Raw genomic sequence first — 26,005 nt, forward strand, 5'->3', positions numbered from 1 at the left:
AGCTTATATTTGTTGCTAGGTAACTGCAGTTTTTAGGTAACCGACAGCGTCTCTATAACCAGAGCAGTTCAACACAAGGTTGATCAAAGCGGTTAAGTCAGTGTCCGGAATTTGTTGACCACTACAGGGTGGTTGTATCGAATCAGGAGTAGAAAAGTCTCTTGAGATTTTACTTGTCTAAATTGTGCTTAATTATCTGTTCTACCACACCATCCATCGTCTTTGAGCTAATCTCCGGCTTCAAATACAAGGAATGATACTCAACTCCTGTTCGGTCTATATAGGCTGCTTGTAAGCCAGCGGATAGCGCACCATGAGTGTCCCAATCATGAGTAGCGACAAGACGAAGGTTTTCGACAGGCTCTTTTAAAGTTTCGGCTGCAAAGTTATACACATCTGAATTGGGTTTGAAACTGCCTGTTTCTTCAACGGAAATGACGGTGTCGAAATAATCTTCTAAGCCTGAGTTCTTGATTTGAGAAGTGATGAGATCGAGGGATGAGTTGGAAAAAGCGACGGTTTTAAACCCGTTCTCGCGCAATTTGAGCAAAGACGCTTTGATATCTGTGTGCGGTGGTAGATTGGCAAAAGAAGTTAACAAGGCACCTTTGCTTTCCGCCGTTAAATCACACTTGTACCGTTGTGCAATAGCGTTGAGCGCTGCATTCGCTAATTCAGAAAAAGTAGATTTTACGTTTGTTGCGATGCAAACCGTTGAAGAGTGTAAAAGCTTTGAAAACCAAAGTGATAATGCATCCTCCTTTCCAAACACCGCTTTAAATTTAGGCTGTAATGACTCCAAATTTAAAACCGTTTCGTTTATATCAAAAAGTATCACTTCTTTTTTCATGCAAAGCCCCCAGATTTAATTGAATTTTATGCTTACATAATCTGCTCTGACGATATGGTTTTCAACCTCCATTCAAGTAACTAAAGCTTTGCTCTCTAATTTGAAAAGAAGCTGGAATGCGTCAACGACAACCCGCCAACTCAAATCTGGCGTTGCTTTATGAGTATCATGCAACGCCAAATCTGAAACGATTTAGCTTAATTTGCGGCTTCGATGGTGCCTTTGAAAGTGCTGTCTAAAAAGTCATTGATCTCTTGTGAGTGGTAAATTGAGATAATCTTTTTATACGTTTCATTATTTTTGTCTTCTTCTCGCGCCGCAACAACCATCACTGCTAAAGGTGCGTCTTTTTTCTCTAAGTAAATGCCTTGTTTCTTAGGGTCGAGTCCAGCCGACATTACATAGTTCATGGTGATTGCAGCAGCATCTACATCGTCAAGAGAGCGGGGGAGCTGCGCGGCATCCACTTCAACAAATCGAATGTTCTTCGGGTTGCTAACAATATCGTTTAAAGACGCGTTGAAACCAGCGTTGTCTTTTAATGAGATCAGCCCTGCATCTTCAAGCAGTAATAGTCCACGCCCGCCATTCGTTGGATCGTTTGGAATCGCGATTCGAGCGTTTTCGGGAATAGAATCAAGCGAAGTGTACTTGTTCGAGTAAACGCCCATACGCATCAAAATTGAACGTCCGATAGAAACTAACTGGCTATCGTGATTGGCATTAAAGTTATCGAGGAATGGCTGATGCTGGTAACTGTTCAGTTGGATACTTCCATCATCTAATGCTGCGTTAGGGGTGATATAGTCTGAGAACTCGACGAGTTCAATGTTTATCCCTTGCTTTGCTGCTTCTTTGGCAACAGCTTGTACAACTTGTGCATGTGGGCCAACTGTCGCCCCAATCTTGATGACAGCCTCGTCTTTTTTTCCACATCCTGTTACACCGAATACGAAAGCTAATGCCAACAGGGATGCTGTGATTTTTTTGTAGCTGTTCATGATAACTCCATTTAATAAATAAAAGACATGTAGACGTCTAGCTATCTATATTATCTATTTGCGCGATCGGGTCAATAGGTTTGTTTGAAGCGAAGTTACATTGATGAGCGGTTAAGTCAGTGAATCAACGAGGCTTCTGTACGTGAGACTCGACCGACAATCCCCTTCTAACCCCCTTGGTTTACATCTCAAACCTATTGTTGGTAATGGGAAAAGGGAGGAACTGATTACCGACCAACAAAGGCCTCGCGAGTGCGAGGCCTTTTGGGTTTTGTAGGGAATAGGGCAGTCACTCGGAATCTAAAGAAAACGGGTTCAGTAAAGCTAACTATTAAGAAAGCTTTTGGTTAAAGAACTCAAGTGTACGTTTCCAAGCTAACTCTGCTTCTTCTTCAGCATAGCGGCCAGTTGAATCGTTATGGAAGCCATGGTTCACGCCGTCATAGATGTAAGCTGTGTAGTCTGCTTCGTTCTCTTTGAGTTCGGCTTCATAATCTGGCCAAGTCGCATTCACGCGTTTATCGATTCCCGCAAATTGGATGAGCAAGGGGCCTTTTACATTTTTTCTTAAATCTGGTGCGGCAGGAGTACCATAAAATGGAACGCCTGCATCGAGTTGCTCTGGCATGACAGCGGCCAACATATTCACGATATAGCCACCGAAGCAGAAACCGACTGCGCCTAGCTTACCGTTACTTTTTTCATGGGACTTCAAGAAGTTTGCCGCTGCGATAAAGTCTTCTTCGATTTTCTCTTTTGATAGCGACTTCTGCATCGTTCGACCTTCATCATCATTACCTGGATACCCGCCAAGCGAATAGAGTGCATCAGGTGCAAACGCAATAAACCCCGCCGCTGCGAGTCGTCTTGCCACATCCTTTATGTATGGATTGAGGCCTCTATTTTCATGAATGACCAATACAACAGGCGTATTGCCCTCTAACTCTTTGGGTACAACCAAGTAACCATAGCCTTCGCCGTGTCCTTTAGGTGAAGGAAACTTCTCGTAGGTTGCTTTGATGGAAGGGTCATTGAAAGAGACTTGCTCTGCCTGCGCATAATTAGGAATCAGTGCAGAAGTTAGCGTCGTCATGGTTAAGCCAAGTACAGCTAGCCCAGATAGACGAGCCATAAACTCTCTGCGATCAATCAGGCCGTGTGCATATTCGTCGTACCAATCAAATGCTTCTTGAGGGATAGATCGAGTCGGCGTTGATTGAGATTCGGTATTTGGATTCATAACTTTTCCTTGTTGTGAGTTGTTTGACCAATCAACTATAGTGGAAAATTTGATATAATTGAACGATCACTCAATAACTTTTGAGCTATTTGTTATATCAAAGTACAAAAATTAGATGACAGTCCGATAAAACGATCACTTCAAATCGATTTCCATCGCTTTGGTTTGTTTTACGGAGCAATTCAATACAAGGTTGATTTGAGGGTTAAGTCAGTGAAGTCGGGTGTGATGATTGTTTGTTTTTAGGGAGGCTCTAAATCGAAGTTGGGCACATTAGAGCTAGGCTTATTTTCCGCAGACATGGACAAGTAAGTTTCAATGCAAAACGCTTGATTTTACTCTGGTATAATCTTTCTCATAGGGACGACCTTAGCGTTATCAGAACCTTCTTGATGAGAGATAAAATAGATGTTGAAACTTCTGCGTCAGATAAAAAAATGGAAACTTGTAACGTTTGGCTTACTGATGCTCATTGCCGCTTTTTTTATCTACAACCAGTTCGGGAACCGTATGTCCCGTGTCGACGAGGCAAAATTTCTAATCGGCCAACTGAATACTGTTTTGGATGCCGCTGAGCAATATTCTCGTGATAATGGCTCTCTGCCTCCTATTGCTTCCGATACCGATACGAACTTCGGCTACTTAAACATCAATCACTTAATTGCAAATCCGGGCTTATCCACATGGAAAGGGCCGTACCTACCTTATGAAGATACATGGATAGGTGGCGATCAGTACATCGACCACCCAGATTACATAGCAACGCAATTACTGCTTAAGGAAAAGGATAGTCTTTGGATAAGAGGAAGCTCCGAGACAGGTTGCGAATCGTCATCATCCACTTGCTCTGTTGCAGCTTGTATCTGGTTGGTACCAACAAAAGTCGCACAAGAAATTAATAAGATTGTGGACGGCAGTTCGAGTATAGAAAGCTCAGATGCGACAGGAAAAATACGTTACGAAAAAGCTTTTGGTGGCGCTCTTATCTGTATGATTGGAGATGATTATCCAATGCCTTCAGCACAGACACATTAAGTCGTTTCTAATTACCTCACTGGCAACTTGGTCTTAGTTTTTACCTGACCGAAGGCGAAGCTGGATTCAATAGAAGCAATATTAGGCAGGCGAGTTAGTTGTTTACGGATGAACTGCTCGTAGCTTTTTAGCGATTCACTGACTACATGCAATAGGTAGTCGTGATTGCCCGTCATCAGAAAACACTCTAACACCTCGTCAATCACTTCAATGTGCTGCTCAAAGTCTCGCATGTTCTCTTCTGTCGGCTTTTCAAGTTTCACCAACACAAACACATTGACTGGCAGGCCACACGCTTCTTGGTCGACACTGGCGTGGTAACCACGAATTATCCCTTGTTTCTCTAATGCTCGAACTCGGCGTAAGCAAGGAGAGGGCGACAGTGCTACTCGATCGGCCAACTCTTGATTAGACAGCCGAGCGTTGTTTTGCAGTTCAGCCAGTATTTTTTTGTCGATCTCGTCCATTGGCATAATCCATCAATATTGAATTTAGTTTGGCAATATTATTGCTCAAAGTGTATGTCTTACTTCGCAAATAGCAATTTTTAACATCTGCCCAAAACTAAAATTAAAGAAGGAACAACAAGCATGGAATGACTTAGGAATTATGAATACTTCAACTCAACTTAGCCCACTGCGTAAAACCACCAAACACGAACAAGCAGAAGCTCTTGCCGTTGAGCAAGCAAAGCATTTTGGTATCGACCCAAATAGCGATTACGGCATCACGCTGATTGAACTGGCGACGACACTGTACCAAGCCAATACCAAGACACACGATCTTTGGGCATTGACGGTTGATGGACTTTCAGAGCTCGATAAAAGTGACCGAATCGCTTGGTTTAACGCCAAACGTTTTTTGTCATTCCAGATCGCTAAGATCCTCGATAATCTGCAAAACCCAATGCGCGCCACTTACCAGTCTATTGCCACCAATAATGGTAATTTTGCGTCTAAAGGTGCGTATCCAATTTTCGATAATGTCGCTGCTATATTTTCTGCAAGCCCTGTGATTACACGTACCGCGACCTATTTGTTTGCGTGTACAGAATGGATTGAAGATGCGTTTAACGGTAAAGAGCCGTTGCACGATATATATTCTCGACTGCTTAACCCTACATCGATTTCACTGGCTAACCATATGGTTGATATCGAGGCAGGCTCTAGAGCCAACGAATACCTCGCATGGAACTTTAACTCGGGTATGGCGGCTATTGATGGGTTGTTGAGCCACTTGCTCGGGCATGAAGAGATTGTTTTGGCTTCACGCAATATCTACGGTGGTTCTTACCAGCTGTTGGAAGATTGGTTTGGAAAACCTTCTAATCTGAATGTCGCGGTAGAGTGGGTGGATGGTTACTCCGGTGATGAGTTTGCGACGCGCCTTGATGAGGTTGCTGATAAATACGCAGATCGCATCGCTGCAGGTAAGAAAATCTACGTTTACCTAGAGTCACCGTGTAACCCGCATGGATACGTGTTGGATGTTGCTAGCATCAGTAAAGCTGGTCACTCTCGTGGTTGGGATGTGATTGTTGACTCAACAGTGGGTACACCATTGTTGCACCCAGTACTAAAACGTGACGATGTGATGGAAAGACCAGATTATGTGATTCACTCCTACACCAAAGAACTGGCGGGTTCTGGCACCACAACTGCTGGGGTTGTGATTGGTCGCAATGAGACTATGTTTGTGCCAAAAGGAGAGGAGGTCACTTTCACCAAGCCCAACGGTGATGAGGCCAAAATCCGATGGAACGAAACGCTGTTTTGGAATGTGTACTACATTAAGGGTGCATTCCTAGATGCAGATAAAGCGTTTGAAGTGCTCAATGGTATGAAAACGTATGAGATGCGAGTGGTGCAAAAAACGATTAATACACTGACTCTCGCGAAGATCTTTGATGCTCACCCAGACATCAATGTGTCGTGTCCTGCTTTGCCAGATAGTGATAACTATGAACACTGCCAGAACAACATGTACTTGGGGCTACCAGCGGCGCTTTTCACTATCGATATGGAAGGCAATGGCGACCGTGCGCCAATCAATCGAGATGGCTTCAAACAGTTCTTCGACATGCTTGAGCCCGCTATCGGCATGCAAGTAAGTTTAGGGCAAACCAATACAGTGGCGCTGTGTCCAGCACTGACTACGCACTCAGAACTCAGTGATGAAGCGCTCAATGAAGCCGGTATCAAACCGACGACAATGCGTATCTCTATCGGCTTGGAAGATCCTCGAATGTTCATTGCTCATATTGTCGAGGCGGCTAAATTGTCGATTGACCGCAACCACGTAGATTTCTCATCCAGCTTCCCGGGTAGTGACAATATCGATGAAATCTATATGCAAACTTATATGGATGTACACCAGAGGTTTGTGAAAAGCTTGCCGAAGTTCAGTGAGCTGAGTCAGTAACTTAGGTCAGTAAGGAAAGCTAACAAGAGAAGTCAGCGAAGTAGGTTAGCTGTAAACGTTAAATGAAAAACGTAAGGCCTCGCATGTACGAGGCCTTTTGGTTTTCGAGTAATAACATAAACCAATCTAGAATAAATCTTAGAAAAATGCATCGATGAATCACCTAATAGCCTTTAACTCGTAGAATATGGGTAATTCATTTCTTATAACATAAGGCAAATATGAGTGGAAAAAGTAGTTTTTTGGACAACACTGATGTTGAGCACTTTTTCCACTCAATGAAGCTGCAATTAACGTTGGCTAGGGTCCTTTAATTAAAGACGCTATCGCCCCAAAACTTGGCGCACTAGCCACGATTTTTCTCTTCACTCCTCGTTTTTTAAGTATTGTGTCTATCTCAGTTTGGTGAGAATGCTCAAAAGACATGATGGCGTGAGGTTTGGAACAATATTGCTCTATCGTTGTTGGCGGTGTTTGCTTTTGAGGATTGTAAAAACAGACCTCTTGGTCAGAAAACAACTTAGTTTGAATTAAATCCGACTCGTTACTCGTTAGTTCAGGTGACAAAACAAAATCTACATCGCCAGACCTAAGTAATGAAGCCCACTGAAGTTGAGTTCTGGCTGGAGCTATGTGCAACGAGCTCATCGGCGCTGCTTTCTGGAAATCATGAAACATAGGTTTTATAACGGTTTCTATTTCATAGTCGTTAGCCGCGATGGAAAAAACTTTATCATCTATTAGTGGGTTGTATTGTTGTGAGTTTGCGAAGGCTTGCATCGCTATTACGATTTCTCTGGCTTTTTCAATAAGTTCTCCCGCCTTTGGCGTAGGCGCGATGCCTCTTCCTGAAGTGACAAACAATTCATCTTTTATGGATCAGGTCGCTGCTTTAAGTATTGCGCTGATTATACATCACCTTTGAATTGGGTAGCTAAATTTACTATGCCACTAGACACCTTTTCGGTTTAGTCAGATCGATATTTTTGAATGTCGACCTCGTCAACATGTGCTTCCGGCATAAATTTCTTCGCGTAGTCGAGGTACACTCCGCTCTCCAAGAACAGTAAGAATAAGTCCATATCCAAATGCTCATCCACTGCCATTTGATACATTATATCGATAGCGATACTCACAGGCTTCGCTTTCTTGTATGGCCGGTCTCCTGCGGTTAACGCTTCAAATATGTCTGCAATCACCAATATACGTTCTGGTATCGATAAATCCTCGGCATTCAATTTCCGTGGATAACCGTTACCTTTGAGTGTTTCATGGTGCGTGGAAGCATAGCGCGGTACATTGCTCAGTTCAGGTGGAAATGGCAAAGCTTCAAGCATTCTTATCCCACTAATCATATGCTCATTGATTTTGAAACGATCCTCCGGTGTCAAAGTCCCACGTGAAATCGTTAGATTGTATACCTCACCCATGTTGTATTGATGCTCAGGAACTTGCATTTGGATGCCATGCTCAGGTTCGAATTCGACGGGTCGCACACGTCTAATGATGTGCTCAGGTTTATCTTCTAGCAGTTTTTCCATGACTGGTAGAGACGAATCCTGTTCGGGTTTGTTCATTTCTTCAAATGGCGACAAACCCAAGCGATCGTCAAAGTAACGTAACCATGTTTTCTCAGCAATTTGCTTAATTCGAGCAACTTTATCTTCACTCATGAATTCACCACCGATGTTAGCCTTGGCAAGGAACTCAAAGTCATCGTTCAACTGGCGTACTTTTTCTTTAAACTCGGCATTTGCTTTATCCTTACTTACCTCACTGTGCAATAACACGTTTAAGTAATCGATTTCTGCATCTCTCCGTAGGACTTCAAACCGAGTTCGAATTTCATTGATTCGGTTGTAGTTCGCTTCAAGTTTAGTGCCCTTATCAACAATATGTTCTGGCGTCGTAATTTTTCCGCAGTCATGCAACCAGGCAGCAATACGAAACTCTCTTCGTTCGGCATCATTTTGGAAAGCAAAGTCTTTGAACTTACCGCTTTGGCATTTCTCAGCTGCACTTGCCAGCATCATGCCAATTTCTGGAACGCGATTACAGTGTCCTGCTGTGTACGGTGACTTATCATCGATCGCTTGAGCAATAAGGCGAATAAACGCTTCGATGAATTCTTCTTGTTGTTTTTCGTGCAATTGAATCTCAGCCATCATTTCCATCATGGCTTCGGAAAGTTCATCAATTTCTTTGACTCTGGTTGTCACATGCTGAAGCAATGCGAATGTGGTGCACCAAGCCAAAAAGTGAAGTTGAAGAAGGCTGCTTGGAACGATGATTATCGGGCACGAGTCTTCTTTGGGTTATAAATTGAACAAAGTGTGCTCGCGCCCTGCAACAGGGGGGGGGGGATGCACATGAACAAGGGTTTTCATGAATAGGGGCAATCGATGGAAGGGGCAATTTCGAGAAGGAAATTGCCCCTAGTTAAAGTGTAACCTGCATGCATATCGGCAAATAAGCGCTCACATACGCTATATAACAATGTTCCGTATTTAGCTTTCTCGATTATGCCTGCTAAGTCAGCAGGCATTTATTGGTGTTATTTCGCTTTTGATGCGGCGTGGTGTTCAATCATGAAGGCAATAGCTTCATCGTTTAAACAAGATTTACTCACATATTGGCGCTGTTTACCGATATGCAGGATAAAACCAAGATCGGTCTGCTCAAGTTGGTCGATGTCACTCCACGCGATGGTGTTGGTCGCTTTGTGGTTTTTGTAACTTACTCCGTTAGCGTCACCTTGAAAGACAATTTTGCTGCCTGCGCCTGAGCTGATTTTTTGTCGCCATAACCACCAGGTTCTTTTGCAGTACACACTGAATGCTTCAATCACACTCAAAACAATAAAGAACCAGCCAACATAGCCGTTAGGTAATAGTTCAAATTCCAGTAGAACCACACCAAAAATAAGAAACAGTATTCCTTTTAAGTAGGCTTTTGGAAATTGAGTCGGAAGGCTAGTTTGATCATAACACTCCGCGAAAAACGTCTTGTCGAGTTTGTATTCTGTAGTGAAACCGGGTTCTTTAGACATGTGAGGCTACTTTATGGTTCTCTGTGAATGGGCTGTCAGTGGGCAGGTGTCCCACGCTGCAATTTTGCAACTTGATTATTGTATCGCTTCTCACTGTTTTTATTTAGATATTTTGGCTCTGTTTTGTAAATCGATGATACTTAACGGGTCTATTCTAACTTTAGCTATCAGACTAGTGTAGGGGCATCTTTAAAGTCACCTAAAAAATTGGTGATGGGATGGATAGATCTGTGGAGTCACCCGGTTGTTGGGACTACTGGCCTTTTTGGATAAAACTTCGATCTCATTTTGTTGGTTGATGGAGTCTATAGTGATTAGCGTGCTTTATCACTACTGTTGAGGGGCTGGCATAGTCTGCTCTAACAGAATAAACATATGAAGCTTGCAAAGTTCATCACTGTTCACTCTGAGAGGCCATGCCCAAAGCGATACCTTGGGCATGGCCTTATTCTATTTCAGTTTTAGGATCAGTACTCGATGAATAATGACACCTGCTTAACGTTAATGAAGAAACTTCTTTCATAGGGAGAAGAGGTAAGAGCAATATCTAGTTTGTTCAACCCAGACACTCTCTTCTCATTTAATGCTTCTAATAGTTTAGAGTTGGTAAACCTAAGCGTTTGACCGGCTTCTACGTTGTTGAATGTAGTGAGTGGATTACTCCATGCTGCACATATTGTAAAAGACTCACAGAACGTGTCGTAATCCAGTGTGTTTGGAGACCAAGTTTGATTAACGATATGCGCAGTTACATTGTTGAATGGAAATTGAAGAGTTGAATCTCCGAAATCAACAATAAGCGTTGCCTGTTTAATTTTCCCTCGAACCTCACTTAAGTCAAAACTCGCTAGTGTTTCGTAGTCGTATGGGATTGAAGCCCCCGCTCTTAAGTAACCACCGACACGATGTTGCGTGACATGTGTTGCCGGGGTTGCTTGCCAGTTTTCTCTTTCCAAACCGAATAGGTTAGAGGGGAGGGTCACATTCACTGGCGGACTGAAATCAGAGGCTTGGTATGGTGGAGTTTGACCGAGAACTCCTTGTCGATAGGAGTCAACGCCACTGTAGATTAGCAGTGCGTTCAGTTCATAAGGACCATCGGCTTGCTTAAACGTGTCACCAGGAACGGTAAACTTGATGGTGTTTTCGCCAGCCTCAAGCGGTTCTTGGAAACTCACTAGCTCTAAATACTCTCCGGCTGCACCAACGATATTTACCGAACCTGTGTAAGTTCCACTGCGCGTAACATGGATAGGAAACTCAAAACTCAGCGAATCAATGTAGGTTCCATCTTGCGACATAGTCGGTGTGGTGACTAAACTCCCCGTGACTTCAATCGGTTCGCGGCAACGCTCAAAAGATGCTAAATCAATAAATTCTTCAAACTGAATTCGAGGGGCTGAAATTCGTATGTCATCTTGAGTGATTGCGTAGATGATCGTCGGGTTGGAGGTCAAAGTAGACGCTGAATCAAACGCGCCAAAAATATCTTCAGTTGAGTACTGTAGAGTGACGATTTGCTTCGCAGGTTTGAGTTGCAGACGTTTGCTTGTGTTCAGCTCGTCAATTCCATCGGTGAGGTAACCATGAATGGCAAAATCCCCCGCGGATTTAACATCAAGTTCCAAGCGCTGCTCTAAGGCAATAACACAGCCTTCAGAGGAAAACAGTGGAGCGAGTGAGAGGCTGACAAATTCAATGTCAGAGGGTAGTACGTGGATTTTTTTACTTGTCTGGCGAGTGATAGTTGTTCCATATTCTTCAAAAGACGTTATGCCTTCAATTAGATAATCCCCTTCAGCGGGTGGAACGAAAATATTGCTGTAGACACCATCTTTAGCAATAGCATCGAAATTGACACCCTCATCTTTAAGCGTCAGGCGTGTTTTTATTCCAGCTTCATCAATGATCACTGCGCTGGTTTGGGCACCTGTGATTGGATTCCCTTTGTTTGTCAGTAATGCAGAAACGGGAACTGGTTCACCGACCACAAATTGGTTTGCAGCTATCGCCATGCCAAACGCAATAGGGGATTGGATCGCAACCTGAGCAATAATTACTGTGTTGTAACTTGGGTTTGGAAAATCAACGACGATCTTCCATTCGCCAGGTTCAGGGTTAGTTACTTCAGGCAAAAATAAATAGCTGCCCGGTAGCGGCGGACTTTGTGTGTCACCTGAAAGTATGTTCGCTTGCACATCATTGGATGATGTTGCGACTTGCCCGTTAGGCTTGACTAAATATACGGTTGCATCATCCAACGGCACGATGATTTCTGCTTTTAGGGCTTCCGCTTTGTCGATGGTAAATAGCATTGTGACTTCGTTATCGTTACTAGTCACTGGTTGAGATAGTGTCGTGCTTGTACTCATCCCAACGGGTATTGCATTACTGGCGATAGCCGGTGTGATGAAGGTACAGAAAAGACTGAACACCATCACTAATTGCTTGATGAATTTCATTGTGGCCACTCCTTAGCGCATTGAAATAATTTGTTGTAGAAAACGTTCAACGTTTTGTCCCGTTTTCATTGTTGAGTGGTTAGCCAATACGTTACCCAATGCATTGGTATAACTTGGGTTAGCGCTTTCCAAGGTCACAACAACATCATTTTCTTGCGGTACTGTTTGAATGGCTTGGTAACTGACTATGGTGATTGGATGAGCTTGTGGTCCATGCACACTTGGCATTGTGACCGATTGAGTTTGAGTATCGAGGTAGGCCGCAGAACTAAAGCTTCTTAGCGCCTGCCAAGCGGTAACGCCTGCCCAACGCGATCCCCACGGGAATAGGCCAACGATATCAGGATCTTTCTCAATAACACCGTCTTGGTTGAGATCGGCATTTGCCCCAATAGAAAATGTATTTGCAATATTGCCGCGAGTACGCATTTGGATCGCGTTTGATGCTGTATCCGTTGTTAGATCACGGATACCAGGCATTTTAGGACCCGCAAACGGAATATTTGGGAGTTGCATGTACTTGCCAGCGTAATTATTTGGATCGGTACTGACGTTACTGTAGATATCGGCGTAGTGGTCCATTTTTATCACCGACAAATCTGCTGCGACGCTACCAAGGTGAGGTGTGGAGAAAGTAGAAAGGGAGGTTATCTCAAAGGAAGGGCTAAGTGCTTTGAGGTTTTGGGTATCTAGCCCGCCTTTACTGTGTGCAATGACGTGAACTTTGTCGGATTTCAACTCATCGAGAAAACCCTGAATTTTGTTGTTCAAGATATTAGCGTTAGTCGCTGTGGTTCCATTTTTGTCAGCAGAGAAACGAGTATAACGAATGCCATAGTCATCAAGTGTAGAAAGCACGCCTGGAGCCGTATCATCATCCCAAGTGTCTGATTGTGCAGCAATGCCATGAGCAAGAATCACAGGAATGGCAACATCAAACTCGATTGAGACCCAATCGACAGACATACACCAGTTGTCTCCCGTATTGCCAGTATCAATATCGACGCGAATCTCATTGTTTTGGCCGAACTTGACATCACTGATATCGACTTGAAGGTTAGTATCCGTCCAGCGGTTATCAGCGCCTTGCAGCGTACCTAAAGACTTTCCGTTGAAAGATACGATATCTATTTCTGGAGCAATATTACTGACGTTGGCATTGGAGTCTATGTCGAAGACCGGCATGCTGATCCTTGCGTTAGAACCGATAACGCCTTTTTGCTGCATATCGCCCAGTTTACTCGGAGCAATTCTCCCGTCACTTTGTAAAACGTTGGGGCTGACAACCATAGGAACAGGTAAAGAGATAAGTAGAGGTCCGCCAGAAGCATAGGTACAACCGGTATCCAGACCAGGACCAGAATTGACAACATAAACGCCGAGTACTTCTTGCGGTGGGGCTATCCCAGAGCTTTGTGAGCGCATCGAAAAATTACGCAATTCGTGTGAATCAGGTATATCTTCGGCACTCGCGAAACTCGGAGAAAGTAACAAAACACTGAGCGTGGCGCTCGGAATGTATAGTTTCATTTGTTTACCTTTGAGTATAGGTTATCCAAGAATTTGGTTGAAGAAAGCTCTATCTGTAGTTGTAAGGTAAAGGCTTGGAGTTTGATGTGAAATTTATTGGGTATAATTTCGGCTTGTTACTCAATTGATAAAACTGCTGCTCTATTTTTTTTCAAAATAGGAAGAGTGCGATCGCAGTTTCTGGATTGCGGAAGTTATGTCCTTATTTTCAAAAGGAGGGGGATAGTGCTCTAATATTGTTAGAACAATCTAAGTTAGTTTATGAAAGAGTAGCTAAGAATAGGAAAATCAAAGTTGGATGTAGGTTTGTTACAGAACTACATAGAGCGCGCTGTTCTGAATGGCTGACTACTAACCTAACTGGCTGTGCAAAGTTAGGTTAGTAGAAATTATGTGGCTGTTAATTCAGATTTGAGAGATAAGGGCTAGTGTTTTTTAGTAAAAATGGTAAAGGTCGCAATAAACTGAGGTTTGTTATTACATCGTTCGCTACATAGTGAAAACAGGCGACATACCGCTGTCTTGTCCACTCATTAGCAACAAGCCAATTAAGACAAGTAAAACACCACCGAATAGCTGTAAATAATGACCTGCGGCTTTTAGTGAAGCACTGTTATTCTTGTTACCTGCTGCCAAATAGCGTTTTACCAAGTTCTTGCCTGTTAGTGTCATTATAGCAATCGTCGAGGTTGTGAAAGCAGTACCAATCGCCATGGAAAAAGCACTGACAACACCCATCCAATATAGGCCAACCATGTTTGCGAAAAGCAGTACCATGATGGCTCCGGTGCACGGTCTTACGCCAATCGTCACTATAATTCCAGCATATTCTCGGAGCGTTGAGGCTTTGTTGATTGCGTCTGCATCGGCTACATGCTGGTGGCCGCACCCACAGTCGGCATGAGAATGATCTGCATGAGTGTTAGCTGCGGCTTGCATTGTGCTAGTAGCGTCGATTATCGGAGAAGGGGCTGATATTGATGAACGAAGTGCCATTGGCGAACGCGCTGAAATTGTCGCAGCTGTGTCTGTTGCGAGTGTAGTGATGGCTTTCACTTTCAGCTTAGGCTTACGCATAGCGGTGTAGATGTTTTTCAAAGCCTTCCAACATATAAGTGCGCCGACGACCGCGACTAAGGCAAAGCTTAATGAAACAAACATATTCGCTTTGTCATTCACTACTCGCATGGAAGCACTAAAGCCCCACAGCAACACGCTTACTAGTAAGATTGCGACCAATGCTTGTAAAAAAGCGGAGACGACCGTAAGCACTAAACTCGCCTTGGCTTTGGTTGGGTGAGTCGCTAAGTAAGTCGACACGATAACTTTGCCGTGCCCAGGCCCCAAAGAATGAAGCATGCCATAGATAAAGCTGAACCCGATAAGGTAACTGCCTGCGCCCCAAGGGTTGGATTTAGCTTCATAGAGCAGGTCTGCAAGTTCTGAATTGACTTCTCTTTGCCATTGAATGCTAGAGATAACTAACGATGGCCACATGGAGCACAGTTGATACGCACCAATAGCAATAAGCACGAACGCACCAGCACCAATGAGGTAGTGATTGATTTTGGATTGATTTTTCTTCATTTAACAAGAACCTATATCTGAAATCTTTCTGTTAATTAGTTGCCATGCTTAATCAGCTAGACGCTGACTTAAAGGCTGAAACGAACCACTGCGACTAAGAAGCGGGAACCGCCGCACAATGAAGCTCAACCGATTGTGTAAACAGTTGGCCTAGCGTGTTATCTGGATCTGCATCGACAGGTAAAGACATTGCATAACTCATTTGCTCTGGCGTCGGGTTAGGCTCGATTAATTCTAAATGGCATTGTCTTGCTAGTTCAGGTGACAATGTCACGTCGCTGTTGGATAGCCACGACATGTCGACAAAGTAACTAGGGTCAAAAATCAATACGCGAAGCGAGTTTCGTGTCACAGGCTTAGGTTTAGAAAGTGGTAGGTCAAATGTTAGAACCATCTTGGCTTTATCACGCTCAAACTTTGCGTTCTCAACCACCTGATATTTGATGGGCTCTTCACCATCATAAAAGTACGTGAAGTAGTGCTCGTACATCATGTTTTCGATTACAGACGCAGCGAGCTTTTTGAATGTTTCAGTTTCTGTATCGGCAGAGACGTCTTCTCCATCCAACATGTACATCGAGGTCATTGCATCAAAAGACCACTCCATAGAGAGACCGGTGATCATGCCATTCTCTCCCTCAATATGAGTTTTCATCTCTATCCAAGAGTGAGGGTGGGCATATAGATTTGGCGCAAAACACAATAATGCTAGGCCAACAGTCAAGCCCTTGAGAGAGCGAAAGCATGTCGAGAAACGGCTTACATAGCGTGTGGAGAGGCGATTGATGACATCGATTAGAATAAATGGCTGTTTCATGAGAAATGATGGTAATTTAGTGTGATGTTATATTATAACAACTCGATGCGTTGTTCACTTCAAATTATAAGCTTGTTTACATTGAAGCCGACTGCAATTCTTGATTTTCAATCCAACCTATTTTTCCTATAAACATCTTTGATTGGTCCCTAATTCGACATTATTCAGACTAGTGTGTGACGTTGAATAGTCGATTAAGCTCTCGGTTGTGCGAGGCCTTTTTGTAATGGGTTTGAGCTTGGCTCTTGATAATAGGCATTAACAACGCAAAAAATACCCCCAGTAAAAATACTACCCCCTAGTATATATGGTTATTTGAAAGGTAACTGAGATAGGCTGAAGATGACGGTAAGTTTGGGTGCTTGTGATCTTAGTTATCGATCCAGTAAATCTTATTTTTCACATGATAGTTATTGGCATATGCCAATAATGGGGCGTATGCTGAACTCTTGATCATCAATAACAGGAAGTTACTATGTTATACGCAGTACCTTGTCGCGACCTTCATGTTGGCAACCACTTTGCTCGTTCCCCACAGATCGCGATTGTCGATGAACAACGACAGATAAAACAGATTGTTCCTTTGATTGACTCCGACACCTCTTGCAATAAAAAGAAGCAATGGATTTCGGTTCTCCGTTCTTACGATGTGAAATCTGTGGTGGTTCGTTATATTGGTAAGAAGATGCTGGCGCACTTGTTCAATAACGATATTCGAGTCTTGGCATCGACAGGTAAGGCAGAAATCGGGGCTTTGGATTTCGACAATCTACGGGAAGTGACCGATCTCGATTATGGTCGCGAGCCGAGAAATAGTGGGTGTGGCAATAAAACGTGCGGCGAAAACGGGCACAAAAAACAAGCTTCGATTCTAATGGTACAGCCTAATCAGCTAGGTGCTATTCGAGGGTTCCGACAATGACCTTTTTGTTGACGCTATTGGGGTTTGTCGGAGTCGTTACATTGATGGCGATAGGCGTGATTTTTTCGCGCAAGCCAATCAAAGGCAGTTGTGGAGGACTCGCACAGTTAGACATTGAGCGTGAATGCAATTGCAAGGATGTGTGTGAAGGGCAAAGCAAAAAGCTGTATCAGATTACTGAGCCATCAAGCTAAGTATCGAAGTAAGCATCAGAGTTCTCGCTCACTGAGTTAAATAACTTCTGGCTAACACGTTAATTAACTACTTTGAATCACCAACGCGTGACCATTGACGATGCACTTGGCGACTTTAGCTCGTGCACGCTTGATAATGTTGCCGAACGTTTGGCGAGACACCTGCATTTGTTCAGCGGCTTCAAGCTGGCTCAGGCCTTCTTGATCAGCCAAGCGCAAGGCTTCGAGCTCTTCCAATAGCAATTCTTCTTTATGAAGCTCGTCCATAGGAACACCATTGGGCTTAAAACAAGAGTAAGCCGTACGGGTACACAACTGGCGATGTTTTTTTGGTCGAGCCATATCAATCTCTAGCAATCTATGGGTAAAGGTAAGTATGAAGGTTTTCATTCCACACAATCATCGGCGTTGCCAAGTGTGCAGCCAAGGTTTTTTCAACGACAGCGCCATTTGTTTTGAAGCTATTGGCGAGCATGACTCTTTAACTAAGCATGAGGCAGTAGCTAAATATAAAACCAGAGCCAAGATTGTACCAACAGATAAAGCTGAGGGCTACGATGGCATCATGCAAGGCGGCATTGTCACCACACTGCATGACAGCGCGATGCTACATTGTCTATTTCAGAATGATATCAAGGCGATGACGGTGAGTTTAACCTCTCGTTTTCACCATCCGATTTTGATTGGTCAAGAACTGGAAGTTCGTGCCCAGTGGGTGAAAAGTAGACGTAATATCTACTTCCTAGAAAGCCAAATTACTCAGTGCGGAAAGTTATGTTCGTCGGCACAAAGTCAGTTTATGTCAGTTTCTAGCTATCAAACTTAAGCTTGGTATAGCGGTGTTATTTTATCAGTTATAAAAGTCCAACTACGGTTTCATAATCACTGAAAATAACGTGTACGAAGAAGAGATTAACCGCGCCCTGTTGAAGATTCGTGAGTCACGAAAGTGGCGTAAAATCTTGGTCGATTATTTCGCAGATCAGTAATCGAAATTAGAGGCTTATTCAAAAGCTTTTGGACTTTCGCCGTTACAGTTGATCTGAATCTGAGGCCTTGATCTTTTTGAAGTATTTAAATGCACTCCAAACCGCGTAAGCCGCAACCCCTACAATCAATGCCGAGCGAAGGAGAATAGGCGCATCATGCTCAAGTTGACCAACATGAGGAACAATACTGGCAAACAATCGACTGGTAAAAAGCAGCCCCATTACTAACATAATTACTTTATTCATGTGACCTGCCATACAATTGAGTACGTTGCACAGAACGAGTTTTGGGGCGATTACACGGTTAACACGCCAGACAACGATTCTGCTCGAGATAAAATCATGCGCTTCTCAAACGTAACCGTCAATGCGATATCGGCGTTAAGCCAGTAAGCTAAAATTTCGTTTTTGGAAGGGGGCTGTTCTGGTGCTGGAGTTTCGAGTTCGAGACTGTGGGAGGGCTATGACATCTTCCCGTGAAATTGATTTTCCGGATTTAATATTCTGATTTATGATCGCATGCATTCTAGGGGGGACAAATGTCCTCCTTTTTATTTGGAGAGGCGCAATAAAATAGGTGCCACTAAAACAAATAATAAAGGACACATCTATGGACCTATTCGCTCTACTTGATATCAACAATACTTTAGTCAATATCCCAATAGGGGATGGCTACGCAATGAGCTGGATTGAAGCATTCGGCACCGTGTTTGGTTTGTTGTGTATTTGGTTTGCAAGCCAAGAAAAAACCATTAACTACCTGTTCGGATTGCTGAATGTCACCTTATTCGCGGTTATCTTTTTCCAAATTCAGTTATACGGACTGTTACTTCTACAACTCTTTTTCTTTTGCGCCAACATTTACGGTTGGTACGCATGGACACGTCCTAATGAGCAAGGTGAAACGCTAGAAGTTCGTTGGTTGAGCCAAAATAAACTAGTAGCAACGGCCGTAGCGTGTGCGATTTCTATTGCTTTGTTAACTATGTACATCGACCCATTCTTTTTTGCGCTAGCAAACATCGCGGTAGATAGCCTGAATCTATTTGGTGCGGATTTAGCGGAGCCAGTGCTTGAACCGGATGCGTTCCCATTCTGGGATGCCACGATGACCATTCTATCTATTGTTGCTCAAGTTCTTATGACACGTAAGTATGTTGAAAACTGGATACTGTGGATTGTGATTAACATTATCAGCGTTGGTATTTATGCGACGCAGGGTGTGTACGCAATGTCTGTTCAATACGCAATCTTAATGTTTATTGCGGCAAACGGTACTCGTGAGTGGGCACGCACAGCTAAACGAAACAGTGATAAATCGTTAACTCAAGCAACGGCTTCTTAGGAGTGAAGATGGCAAAGCAACCTCATATCTGCGTTGATGAAACGCAAATTGCTCCGTTAGTTATTGTTTGTGGTGAGCCAGATAGAGCGAATCGAATCGCTAACTTGCTTGAACATGCTGAACTGGTCTCTGAAAACCGTGAATATCGAATCTTCACTGGTCAATATCAAGGTAAAGCGATATCGGTTTGCAGCACGGGCATTGGCGCACCTTCAATGATCATTGCGGTAGAAGAACTTAAGTTTTGTGGTGTGACTCATATCATCAGAGTAGGGTCTGCAGGTGCGATGCAGTCACATATCGGGCTTGGTGAGCTAATTATTGCAGAGGGCTCGGTTCGCGATGAGGGTGGTTCTACCGCTTACGTTAAGCCGTCGTATCCCGCCTATGCAAGCTTCTCTCTGCTTAAAGAGCTAGACAAGTTCTTGCAGCAGCAAACAACACCTTACTATTTGGGCACGGTACGCTCACACGACAGTTTTTATACCGATGACGAGAAGGCGCTTTGTCAGTACTGGAATGGCAAAGGCATTTTAGGTGCAGACATGGAAACATCCGCGCTGTTTACCGTGGGACGCTTGAGAGGGCTTAATGTCGCTTCTATCTTGAACAATGTTGTCTTGTACGAACAAGATGTAAAGGAGGGCGTTGGGCAATATGTCGATGAGGCAGAGGTAATGATGCAAGGAGAGCGGCTAGCGTCATTAGCGGCACTGGAAGCATTAATTACTCAATAAGAGCCTGAATAAATGCAAGACGAAAGCGACGGGAGACCGTCGCTTTTTTATTGGGTTCTCTCCTGTGGTTTAAGTGGTTACAATCGTTTGAATATAAACAGCAGTAATGCAATGAGAGAGTAAGTATGAAGATTGCACCATACTCAAGCGGACGCTTTAAAAACTACTTAGAACAAAAAAGCTCTGAATTTAGAGATCTCATCTACCAACACCAAGTTAACTCTCGTTACTTCAATCAAAATGATGAAATCCTACGTCAAGGTGAGCAGCTTCAGTATCTTTATGTAGTGCCCGCAGGAAGAGTCTCTATGAGTATTTCCGCGGCTAATGGGCGACGCTTTCAATTGGGCGAAGTGAATTGTGATTACCATATCTTCGGTGAGATGGAGTTTTTCACGCAGACCCCTTGTCAGTGGAACGTAGTGGCTGATGAACACATGCAAGTTGATGTTATTTGCATTCAGAGATTAGCAGAAGCACTACTTGAAAATCCGGGGATGATGTTCTTCTTTGCCTCTGCATTGGCGGAAGATTATCAAGACTCTATGGGTATTTACACTAACCGTCTTTTACACTCAATTACCTACAACATTGCCTACGACTTATTGGTTCAAAGCGAGACAAATACTGTGTTAGGCGGTTTCGATAAAGTGAATCAAGAAGCGGAACGTTTTGGCACATCGAGCAGAGTGTATCGAAGAGCGGTTAAAGACCTATTAGACAAAGGTTTCATCAGAAAAGGAGAGCAAGGGTTAGAAATTGTCGATCAGCGAGCACTGCAAGCTTTTATTGACTCCTACGAATAATAAAAGAGCTTGGCACTTACTTAAATGCCAAGCTCGGTTTTTCAATGTTTACTATTAACTACTCGCATCTATTTATGAGCGACTTTCTCTCAGCAACTAGCAACTAGCAACTAGCCCGTAAGTGTCCGCGCACCATTACCGGCGACTAAGTATTAATCCTTAAGCTTTTGCATACATGAGTGTTCTATAACCACCGATTAAGTTGCGTGCTTTAAAGCCGTTGTTGACGAGTTGGCGATAAGCCACGTTACCACGTAACCCGACTTGGCAGTAGATTACAATCTCTTTGTCTTTTGATAGTTCGTCCATGCGGTGACGCAGTTGGTCGACAGGAATGTTGATTGCGCCTTCAATAAAGCCACCATTTTCTAGTTCGCTAGGGTTACGAACATCGAGTAGGAGTTGGTTGTCGCTTAATGTTGCAATCTCATCGAAATGAATAGGTGTCGCGTCACCTTTAATAATATTGTTGGCAACAAATGCGGCTTGGTTAATCACGTCTTTGGCACTCCCGTAAGGTGGTGCATAGGTTAATTCAAGGTGTTGAAGCTGATCAACGGTCATACCTGCACGTTGAGCTACTGCCATAACATCAATGCGTTTATCAACGCCATCTTTACCGACGGCTTGCGCACCTAGTATTTTCCCTGTCTTAGGGGCGAATAACATCTTGAACGAGACAATCTCAGCGCCAGGATAGTAGCTAGCGTGGCTTGCGGTATGCACATAGACTTTTTCATAGTCGACGCCTTCACGCTTCAACTGTTTTTCGTTTTTCCCTGTTGAGGCAACGGCTAGGTCAAAAATCTTACAGATAGCTGTGCCCTGTGCACCTTGATAGATTTCATTGCGTCCGAGCATGTTGTCGGCAGCCATACGACCTTGACGGTTAGCAGGGCCAGCAAGCGGAACTAGAGTTTGTGCACCTGTGACAAAGTCTTTTTCTTCGACCACATCACCCACAGCGTAGATGCTAGGATCGCTAGTCTGCATCATTTCATTGGTGTAGATACCACCTAGTTCGCCAATTTGAAGTCCTGCTTCTTTTGCTAACTTAGTCTCAGGACGCACACCGATAGCCATGATTAAGATATCAGTAGTTAATGACTCGCCATTATTAAGTGTTAATTCTAATTCACCCTCTATGTGTTGGTGCTTCTCGCTCTCGCCTGAATCAAAACTTGCGATGTGTTCGTTAGGTATATATTTCACAGACTCAAGCGCGACGCCGAGTTTTAGGTCGATGCCTTTGTCACGAATCTCCGCATGGGCAAAGCCGGCCATTTCCCGGTCTACTGGCGTCATTACTTGGTCAGCCATCTCAATCAACGAAGTCTTGATCCCAAGCTGATGAAACGCTTCCATCATTTCCAAGCCGATAAAGCCACCGCCAACAACTGTCGCGTGCTCAGGTTTATTCATTTGGATTGTTTCGATGATGCGATCCATATCTGGAATATTGCGTAGTGAATGGGTGAGGGGGTTATCGATTCCTGAGATGGGAGGAACGACGGCACCGGCTCCAGGGCTGAGTAATAAGAAGTCGTAACTCTCGCTGTAGTGATTACCATCAACAAGATTTTTGACTGTAACGGTTTTATTGGTGCGATCAATAGAGGTAACTTCGTTCATCACTCGTGCGTCAACGTTGAAGCGAGCTAAGAAGCTTTCAGGTGTTTGTAACAGAAGCTTGCTTCTATCCTCGATATCGCCACCTATGTGGTATGGCAATCCACAGTTGGCAAAAGAGACGAATGGTCCTCGTTCAAACATTATGATTTCGGCTTCTTCACTAAGACGACGAGCGCGTGCAGCAGCTGAAGCACCTCCAGCTACGCCACCGATGATTACAATTTTAGTCATACGTTTACCTATTACTGTCTCTAAGTTTAACTATACAAATTGCCGAGCATAGAGCTTGTATCTTCTTAATGATCAGTACTGGCTGGTCGCCGGCGATTGAGTAGTTTTCGAAATACCTAGATACTATAAAGATGTAAATTAGCATTGTCTAATATTTATTTTGAAGCTATCACCTCGGGATTGAGCGTTTGGTCCAAGGGCTGTGATTAGACTAAAGCACGCTAGTAAAGGTAATACGCGTTAGCGAGTCGAGTACAGGTTAGCCAAATTAACTGTCATGAGCATAATGAACAGGATCACGGATGTGCTGACTGATTACGTTCTTCAGATCTTGTTCATACAGATCTAGCCAGGCATAACGCTCGCGATACAACTTACGCTTTTGACGTTTTAGAGCTTCAAGATCTTTCTTGTTCGGGTTTGTCGGGAGACGATAGAAATAGTTATCATGCACCTGTCCATCGTGCTCTTCCCACAGACTGTCGTATTTAAGGCTGATGTCTTTGTTTTTCTTACCGTAGCGTAATGAGTTCGAGACATGACCAGACTCTTTTACCGCATAGATATTGTCGATACCCAAGTTAATAGCGAGCAGTCGTAGTGTTTCTACCATGAAGGATTTAGGTCTTAAACCGTAAAAAGCTTTGGTGAATGTGCGGCTAAATCCATTGTCATTGGCGCCACCCTGTATACCGCCGATGTAGATGTTGTTGTCGAAAACAGTAAACGAAATGGTATACATTTTTTCGAGTTGAGAGTTGGTCAATGAAATTGTCAGTTCACCTTCTTTTCTCGCGTTTCTTTCGAAGCTGAGATTAACCAGATAAACGTTGTCATCTATCTCAAGTTTTAAAAGATTGAGCCTTTCGTTATAGATTTGGTGTCTAGCTTCTGTTGCGAAGGTGTTTTCAAACCAGTCGTAGTGTTTGGATAAGATATCGATCTTTTCTTTATTGCTAAAGCCAGTACATAAGTAGGGAGTCACAAATTTAGAAAGGAAGTTGGGTTGCTTGATAAATAATAACTTTCTCTCTTCAGAGTTGAAATTATTACTCATTTTTCGAGTAGCTGAATAATAAAACAGGGCTCGAATAGTAAACTTAACTATCGCTTTGTACTTACCCTTATTTTTATGGGTATTTGCTTCAATCCCCATGCGAACGACATTCATAATCACCTCAAAGAAGAAGGATTGCTCGAACATAGTCGTGTCATGAACCCTTCCAATAATCTCACCAATAACAAGAAAATGATGATAGTGAAAAAGGTGATTTGGGTAAGTATGGATATGTATAGCTATGTAACTCAATCAGTTACTTAGCGTTCAGATGTTGGACAGATGTGTTTGTCGCTTTAGTGGGGAGGGGTATCAATGTTATTTATTAGAGGCGCTTGCTCCTAAATCAAAAATGCCACTACAAATCTGCAGTGGCATTAGAACGATAACAAACTATCACCTTGCTTAAACCTAAACTTTAGTTCTTATATAAACTAAAGTTCTAACAGTTTAGCCAGTTCACGCTCTTCGAGAAGCTCTTCAATGCGTTGACGAGTCTTAGGCGTTTCGGCTTGCGCTTTAGTCGACTTGCCTGCTTTTTTGCTTCGGCTCGTTTTCGCTTTTTCCTTAGTCGTCATCGTAATCTTCCTTGTGTTTTTTGTGTTACAGGTTGCACGTCTCTTTTAGTGCCTTGCCCGCTTTAAATGCTGGCGTCTTTGATGCGGCAATCTGAATCTCTTCTCCGGTTCGCGGGTTACGACCAGTGCGAGCAGCTCGAGAGTTAACTTTAAAGCTACCAAATCCAAGGATCGATACGTCATCACCGTTCGCAAGCGAAGTAGAGATACCTTCAACTAGCGCATTTAGTGCTGTGCCTGCTTGGTCTTTTGAGATGTCTGCAGAAGTCGCGATGTGTTCAACTAATTGAGATTTGTTCATAATCTATATTCCTTATTGAGTACGGCTGGCGTCTACCTTTAGCACCTAGCTTATGCGATCTTATCAACAGCAATTGAAATAATGTCAGTGAGCGGGTAGAGCTTTGTAAAGTAACCAACAGAATTGACTATAAAAGCATCTGTCGGTTCAATCAATGCAATTCATTGATTATTATTGGTTTATAGACATGTTGCCCAAATTTACTTGAGAAAAGAGCATTAGGGTTGCCCGTTCGATTCATAATCCAAATCGAAGCTGTCATCTATCACGTTGATAACGAAAGAGTAAAAACAAAGAAGCCCAGCTTAATTGCTGGGCTTCATGTTGTGCTGTCAGAGCGATTTGTTAATTCAGAACTATTTAGTAATAAAAATTTGTTCTGTTTCTAGTGATGTCATCGTGCGAACTTGACGCCAAATGTAGTAGAAAATACCTAACATCATCAGCATGCTTGGGATGGCGATTGCTGGGTAGCTGTAAAGTGTCAGCTTGCCAAGTTCTTCATTAAAGGCAGCGGTGCCAGCAGGGCTAGTCACAATCCAAGTCGCTAGGAAGTAGTTCATAGCTGAAGAAAATGCGAAAGTACTCGCGAATAGGTAGTTGGATGTCATTAGACAACGATCAAACTTTGCTTGGTTACCGAACTGCTTTAGGCGCTCTTCAATAAGAGAGATATTTAACAGGGCCGGTGTGAAGATAACTTTCTGGATAAACGGGTAGCGGGTGAAGGTTGAGCCAAGAACCGCCAAACCAATTAGACCAGGGATTAATGCTTCTTTTAGTGCTAACCAACGAGTGTCTAGCTCAAAGAAACCAATACCGCCCGTCAATAGCACGCTTACAAAGCCGAGCGCAGCGATGAAGTTGAACTTCTTATTGCGGATTAACTCCATGCCACCATAAGCAATAGGGAAGGCAAGGGCAACAAGCAAAGCTAAGCCTGTTCCGAGATGCTCATCTCCACTGAACTTCATTAAAATGAATGAAGGAAGAAAGACGTTAAACACGACTTCGAAAAGAGGACTCGATTTTTTGTTTTCTGTGTTACTCATAATTTCTAAATACATTATGTTATGGATTTATTCTCACTGATTGTTGTTTACCTCGCCCAAGATGTAAAGCCTTAAGGCGTCATGCTGTGTAACGACATGTGACATCAACGACATCTCTGAGCCTATCTCTCGTTGAATTCAAGACTTTACGCATTCTAGTTCTGGATGC

Annotated in this window: 25 protein-coding genes and 2 pseudogenes; 9 read left to right on the top strand and 18 right to left on the bottom strand. The window is 43.4% G+C overall.

From position 1 onward, the window contains the following. Positions 1 to 169: 169 nt before the first annotated feature. From AB4323_RS10275 to AB4323_RS10285, 3 genes are all read right to left on the bottom strand, one after another. Positions 170 to 850 (bottom strand): haloacid dehalogenase type II, encoded by a 681-nt coding sequence (locus AB4323_RS10275; protein ID WP_372152351.1) that lies wholly within the window; start codon positions 848 to 850, stop codon positions 170 to 172. A 197-nt stretch (positions 851 to 1,047) separates the two neighbouring features. After that, positions 1,048 to 1,851: a MetQ/NlpA family ABC transporter substrate-binding protein gene (locus tag AB4323_RS10280; protein WP_017059075.1), complete on the bottom strand. Its 804-nt coding sequence runs from the start codon at positions 1,849 to 1,851 to the stop codon at positions 1,048 to 1,050. 331 nt (positions 1,852 to 2,182) lie between these two features. After that, complete coding sequence (locus tag AB4323_RS10285) at positions 2,183 to 3,091, bottom strand: dienelactone hydrolase family protein (RefSeq protein ID WP_372152354.1); 909 nt, start codon at positions 3,089 to 3,091, stop codon at positions 2,183 to 2,185. A gap of 408 nt (positions 3,092 to 3,499) precedes the next feature. On the opposite strand from AB4323_RS10285, the gene AB4323_RS10290 reads away from it, so the two are divergent. Then, a complete protein-coding gene (locus AB4323_RS10290) occupies positions 3,500 to 4,126 on the top strand; it encodes a type II secretion system protein (RefSeq protein WP_372152357.1) in 627 nt (208 codons plus the stop codon). Between the two features lie 11 nt (positions 4,127 to 4,137). On the opposite strand, the gene AB4323_RS10295 is transcribed toward AB4323_RS10290, so the two are convergent. After that, positions 4,138 to 4,593 carry an Lrp/AsnC family transcriptional regulator gene (locus tag AB4323_RS10295; protein WP_017059083.1) on the bottom strand — a complete coding sequence of 152 codons (456 nt, stop codon included), beginning with the start codon at positions 4,591 to 4,593 and terminating at the stop codon, positions 4,138 to 4,140. 142 nt (positions 4,594 to 4,735) lie between these two features. On the opposite strand from AB4323_RS10295, the gene AB4323_RS10300 reads away from it, so the two are divergent. Then, positions 4,736 to 6,547 carry a PLP-dependent transferase gene (locus tag AB4323_RS10300; protein ID WP_372152360.1) on the top strand — a complete coding sequence of 604 codons (1,812 nt, stop codon included), beginning with the start codon at positions 4,736 to 4,738 and terminating at the stop codon, positions 6,545 to 6,547. A gap of 300 nt (positions 6,548 to 6,847) precedes the next feature. Here the strand turns inward: AB4323_RS10300 and AB4323_RS10305 are convergent, their stop codons facing one another. From AB4323_RS10305 to AB4323_RS10335, 7 genes and pseudogenes are all read right to left on the bottom strand, one after another. Next, positions 6,848 to 7,411: a LysR substrate-binding domain-containing protein gene (locus AB4323_RS10305; protein ID WP_372152362.1), complete on the bottom strand. Its 564-nt coding sequence runs from the start codon at positions 7,409 to 7,411 to the stop codon at positions 6,848 to 6,850. A gap of 104 nt (positions 7,412 to 7,515) precedes the next feature. Further along, positions 7,516 to 8,784: pseudogene (locus AB4323_RS10310) on the bottom strand (HD-GYP domain-containing protein); the annotation flags it as partial. 317 nt (positions 8,785 to 9,101) lie between these two features. After that, positions 9,102 to 9,596 carry a YcxB family protein gene (locus AB4323_RS10315; RefSeq protein WP_017059097.1) on the bottom strand — a complete coding sequence of 165 codons (495 nt, stop codon included), beginning with the start codon at positions 9,594 to 9,596 and terminating at the stop codon, positions 9,102 to 9,104. A 467-nt stretch (positions 9,597 to 10,063) separates the two neighbouring features. Then, positions 10,064 to 12,058, bottom strand: a complete 1,995-nt coding sequence (locus AB4323_RS10320) for a choice-of-anchor X domain-containing protein (protein ID WP_017059098.1) — start codon at positions 12,056 to 12,058, stop codon at positions 10,064 to 10,066. Positions 12,059 to 12,070: 12 nt separating this feature from the next. Further along, positions 12,071 to 13,588 (bottom strand): esterase/lipase family protein, encoded by a 1,518-nt coding sequence (locus AB4323_RS10325; protein WP_372152365.1) that lies wholly within the window; start codon positions 13,586 to 13,588, stop codon positions 12,071 to 12,073. A 489-nt stretch (positions 13,589 to 14,077) separates the two neighbouring features. Continuing rightward, positions 14,078 to 15,175 (bottom strand): nickel/cobalt transporter, encoded by a 1,098-nt coding sequence (locus tag AB4323_RS10330; protein WP_372152368.1) that lies wholly within the window; start codon positions 15,173 to 15,175, stop codon positions 14,078 to 14,080. Positions 15,176 to 15,269: 94 nt separating this feature from the next. Then, the gene (locus AB4323_RS10335) at positions 15,270 to 15,992 is read right to left on the bottom strand and encodes a DUF1007 family protein (RefSeq protein WP_029235926.1); all 723 of its coding nucleotides are present in this window, start codon (positions 15,990 to 15,992) and stop codon (positions 15,270 to 15,272) included. 475 nt (positions 15,993 to 16,467) lie between these two features. Between AB4323_RS10335 and AB4323_RS10340 the strand changes: the two genes are divergently transcribed. Together AB4323_RS10340 and nqrM are read left to right on the top strand one after the other, a co-directional pair. Beyond that, on the top strand, positions 16,468 to 16,914 hold the full coding sequence (locus AB4323_RS10340; protein WP_017059102.1) for a NifB/NifX family molybdenum-iron cluster-binding protein: 447 nt from the start codon (positions 16,468 to 16,470) through the stop codon (positions 16,912 to 16,914). After that, complete coding sequence (gene nqrM, locus AB4323_RS10345; RefSeq protein WP_017059103.1) at positions 16,911 to 17,108, top strand: (Na+)-NQR maturation NqrM; 198 nt, start codon at positions 16,911 to 16,913, stop codon at positions 17,106 to 17,108. Before AB4323_RS10340 ends, nqrM begins: the two co-directional genes overlap by 4 nt. Positions 17,109 to 17,171: 63 nt before the next feature. Here the strand turns inward: nqrM and AB4323_RS10350 are convergent, their stop codons facing one another. Further along, entirely contained in the window at positions 17,172 to 17,450 is a 279-nt protein-coding gene (locus tag AB4323_RS10350) for a DUF134 domain-containing protein (protein ID WP_029235478.1), read from the bottom strand. Positions 17,451 to 17,484: 34 nt separating this feature from the next. Here AB4323_RS10350 and AB4323_RS10355 point away from each other — a divergent pair, with 34 nt between their 5' ends. Together AB4323_RS10355 and AB4323_RS10360 are read left to right on the top strand one after the other, a co-directional pair. Next, a complete protein-coding gene (locus AB4323_RS10355) occupies positions 17,485 to 17,934 on the top strand; it encodes a PaaI family thioesterase (RefSeq protein ID WP_372152371.1) in 450 nt (149 codons plus the stop codon). A 34-nt stretch (positions 17,935 to 17,968) separates the two neighbouring features. Next, positions 17,969 to 18,097: pseudogene (locus tag AB4323_RS10360) on the top strand (ABC transporter substrate-binding protein); the annotation flags it as partial. A 42-nt stretch (positions 18,098 to 18,139) separates the two neighbouring features. On the opposite strand, the gene AB4323_RS10365 reads toward AB4323_RS10360, so the two are convergent. Further along, positions 18,140 to 18,343, bottom strand: coding sequence for a hypothetical protein (locus AB4323_RS10365; RefSeq protein ID WP_017059106.1), 204 nt, complete (start codon positions 18,341 to 18,343; stop codon positions 18,140 to 18,142). 364 nt (positions 18,344 to 18,707) lie between these two features. On the opposite strand from AB4323_RS10365, the gene pnuC reads away from it, so the two are divergent. The 3 genes from pnuC (at position 18,708) to AB4323_RS10380 (ending at position 20,985) form a co-directional block, all read left to right on the top strand. Then, positions 18,708 to 19,442, top strand: coding sequence for a nicotinamide riboside transporter PnuC (gene pnuC, locus AB4323_RS10370; protein ID WP_017069647.1), 735 nt, complete (start codon positions 18,708 to 18,710; stop codon positions 19,440 to 19,442). A gap of 8 nt (positions 19,443 to 19,450) precedes the next feature. Then, positions 19,451 to 20,179, top strand: a complete 729-nt coding sequence (locus AB4323_RS10375; RefSeq protein ID WP_372152374.1) for a nucleoside phosphorylase — start codon at positions 19,451 to 19,453, stop codon at positions 20,177 to 20,179. 125 nt (positions 20,180 to 20,304) lie between these two features. Next, complete coding sequence (locus AB4323_RS10380; RefSeq protein ID WP_136978221.1) at positions 20,305 to 20,985, top strand: Crp/Fnr family transcriptional regulator; 681 nt, start codon at positions 20,305 to 20,307, stop codon at positions 20,983 to 20,985. A gap of 159 nt (positions 20,986 to 21,144) precedes the next feature. Here AB4323_RS10380 and AB4323_RS10385 read toward each other — a convergent pair whose 3' ends face one another. The 5 genes from AB4323_RS10385 to AB4323_RS10405 all read right to left on the bottom strand — a co-directional run bounded on the left by AB4323_RS10385 (position 21,145) and on the right by AB4323_RS10405 (position 25,836). Beyond that, positions 21,145 to 22,848, bottom strand: a complete 1,704-nt coding sequence (locus AB4323_RS10385; protein WP_372152377.1) for an FAD-dependent oxidoreductase — start codon at positions 22,846 to 22,848, stop codon at positions 21,145 to 21,147. A 268-nt stretch (positions 22,849 to 23,116) separates the two neighbouring features. Then, on the bottom strand, positions 23,117 to 24,019 hold the full coding sequence (locus tag AB4323_RS10390; protein WP_372152455.1) for a VirK/YbjX family protein: 903 nt from the start codon (positions 24,017 to 24,019) through the stop codon (positions 23,117 to 23,119). Between the two features lie 320 nt (positions 24,020 to 24,339). Next, positions 24,340 to 24,483 (bottom strand): hypothetical protein, encoded by a 144-nt coding sequence (locus AB4323_RS10395; protein ID WP_017059112.1) that lies wholly within the window; start codon positions 24,481 to 24,483, stop codon positions 24,340 to 24,342. A 25-nt stretch (positions 24,484 to 24,508) separates the two neighbouring features. Beyond that, entirely contained in the window at positions 24,509 to 24,784 is a 276-nt protein-coding gene (locus AB4323_RS10400; protein ID WP_017059113.1) for an HU family DNA-binding protein, read from the bottom strand. Between the two features lie 356 nt (positions 24,785 to 25,140). After that, complete coding sequence (locus AB4323_RS10405) at positions 25,141 to 25,836, bottom strand: VC0807 family protein (protein WP_017059114.1); 696 nt, start codon at positions 25,834 to 25,836, stop codon at positions 25,141 to 25,143. Positions 25,837 to 26,005 lie beyond the last annotated feature (169 nt).

The sequence above is a fragment of the Vibrio sp. 10N.261.52.C11 genome (assembly GCF_041471405.1).
In the GTDB taxonomy this organism is placed as follows: Bacteria; Pseudomonadota; Gammaproteobacteria; order Enterobacterales; family Vibrionaceae; genus Vibrio; species Vibrio crassostreae_C.

Excerpts from the sequence above, each read along its gene's own strand:
- AB4323_RS10275 (WP_372152351.1), bottom strand. The coding sequence starts at position 850 with ATGAAAAAAGAAGTGATACTTTTTGATATAAACGAAACGGTTTTAAAT.
- AB4323_RS10280 (WP_017059075.1), bottom strand. The coding sequence starts at position 1,851 with ATGAACAGCTACAAAAAAATCACAGCATCCCTGTTGGCATTAGCTTTC.
- AB4323_RS10285 (WP_372152354.1), bottom strand. The coding sequence starts at position 3,091 with ATGAATCCAAATACCGAATCTCAATCAACGCCGACTCGATCTATCCCT.
- AB4323_RS10290 (WP_372152357.1), top strand. The coding sequence starts at position 3,500 with ATGTTGAAACTTCTGCGTCAGATAAAAAAATGGAAACTTGTAACGTTT.
- AB4323_RS10295 (WP_017059083.1), bottom strand. The coding sequence starts at position 4,593 with ATGGACGAGATCGACAAAAAAATACTGGCTGAACTGCAAAACAACGCT.
- AB4323_RS10300 (WP_372152360.1), top strand. The coding sequence starts at position 4,736 with ATGAATACTTCAACTCAACTTAGCCCACTGCGTAAAACCACCAAACAC.
- AB4323_RS10315 (WP_017059097.1), bottom strand. The coding sequence starts at position 9,596 with ATGTCTAAAGAACCCGGTTTCACTACAGAATACAAACTCGACAAGACG.
- AB4323_RS10320 (WP_017059098.1), bottom strand. The coding sequence starts at position 12,058 with ATGAAATTCATCAAGCAATTAGTGATGGTGTTCAGTCTTTTCTGTACC.
- AB4323_RS10325 (WP_372152365.1), bottom strand. The coding sequence starts at position 13,588 with ATGAAACTATACATTCCGAGCGCCACGCTCAGTGTTTTGTTACTTTCT.
- AB4323_RS10330 (WP_372152368.1), bottom strand. The coding sequence starts at position 15,175 with ATGAAGAAAAATCAATCCAAAATCAATCACTACCTCATTGGTGCTGGT.
- AB4323_RS10335 (WP_029235926.1), bottom strand. The coding sequence starts at position 15,992 with ATGAAACAGCCATTTATTCTAATCGATGTCATCAATCGCCTCTCCACA.
- AB4323_RS10340 (WP_017059102.1), top strand. The coding sequence starts at position 16,468 with ATGTTATACGCAGTACCTTGTCGCGACCTTCATGTTGGCAACCACTTT.
- nqrM (WP_017059103.1), top strand. The coding sequence starts at position 16,911 with ATGACCTTTTTGTTGACGCTATTGGGGTTTGTCGGAGTCGTTACATTG.
- AB4323_RS10350 (WP_029235478.1), bottom strand. The coding sequence starts at position 17,450 with ATGGCTCGACCAAAAAAACATCGCCAGTTGTGTACCCGTACGGCTTAC.
- AB4323_RS10355 (WP_372152371.1), top strand. The coding sequence starts at position 17,485 with ATGAAGGTTTTCATTCCACACAATCATCGGCGTTGCCAAGTGTGCAGC.
- AB4323_RS10365 (WP_017059106.1), bottom strand. The coding sequence starts at position 18,343 with ATGAATAAAGTAATTATGTTAGTAATGGGGCTGCTTTTTACCAGTCGA.
- pnuC (WP_017069647.1), top strand. The coding sequence starts at position 18,708 with ATGGACCTATTCGCTCTACTTGATATCAACAATACTTTAGTCAATATC.
- AB4323_RS10375 (WP_372152374.1), top strand. The coding sequence starts at position 19,451 with ATGGCAAAGCAACCTCATATCTGCGTTGATGAAACGCAAATTGCTCCG.
- AB4323_RS10380 (WP_136978221.1), top strand. The coding sequence starts at position 20,305 with ATGAAGATTGCACCATACTCAAGCGGACGCTTTAAAAACTACTTAGAA.
- AB4323_RS10385 (WP_372152377.1), bottom strand. The coding sequence starts at position 22,848 with ATGACTAAAATTGTAATCATCGGTGGCGTAGCTGGAGGTGCTTCAGCT.
- AB4323_RS10390 (WP_372152455.1), bottom strand. The coding sequence starts at position 24,019 with ATGAATGTCGTTCGCATGGGGATTGAAGCAAATACCCATAAAAATAAG.
- AB4323_RS10395 (WP_017059112.1), bottom strand. The coding sequence starts at position 24,483 with ATGACGACTAAGGAAAAAGCGAAAACGAGCCGAAGCAAAAAAGCAGGC.
- AB4323_RS10400 (WP_017059113.1), bottom strand. The coding sequence starts at position 24,784 with ATGAACAAATCTCAATTAGTTGAACACATCGCGACTTCTGCAGACATC.
- AB4323_RS10405 (WP_017059114.1), bottom strand. The coding sequence starts at position 25,836 with ATGAGTAACACAGAAAACAAAAAATCGAGTCCTCTTTTCGAAGTCGTG.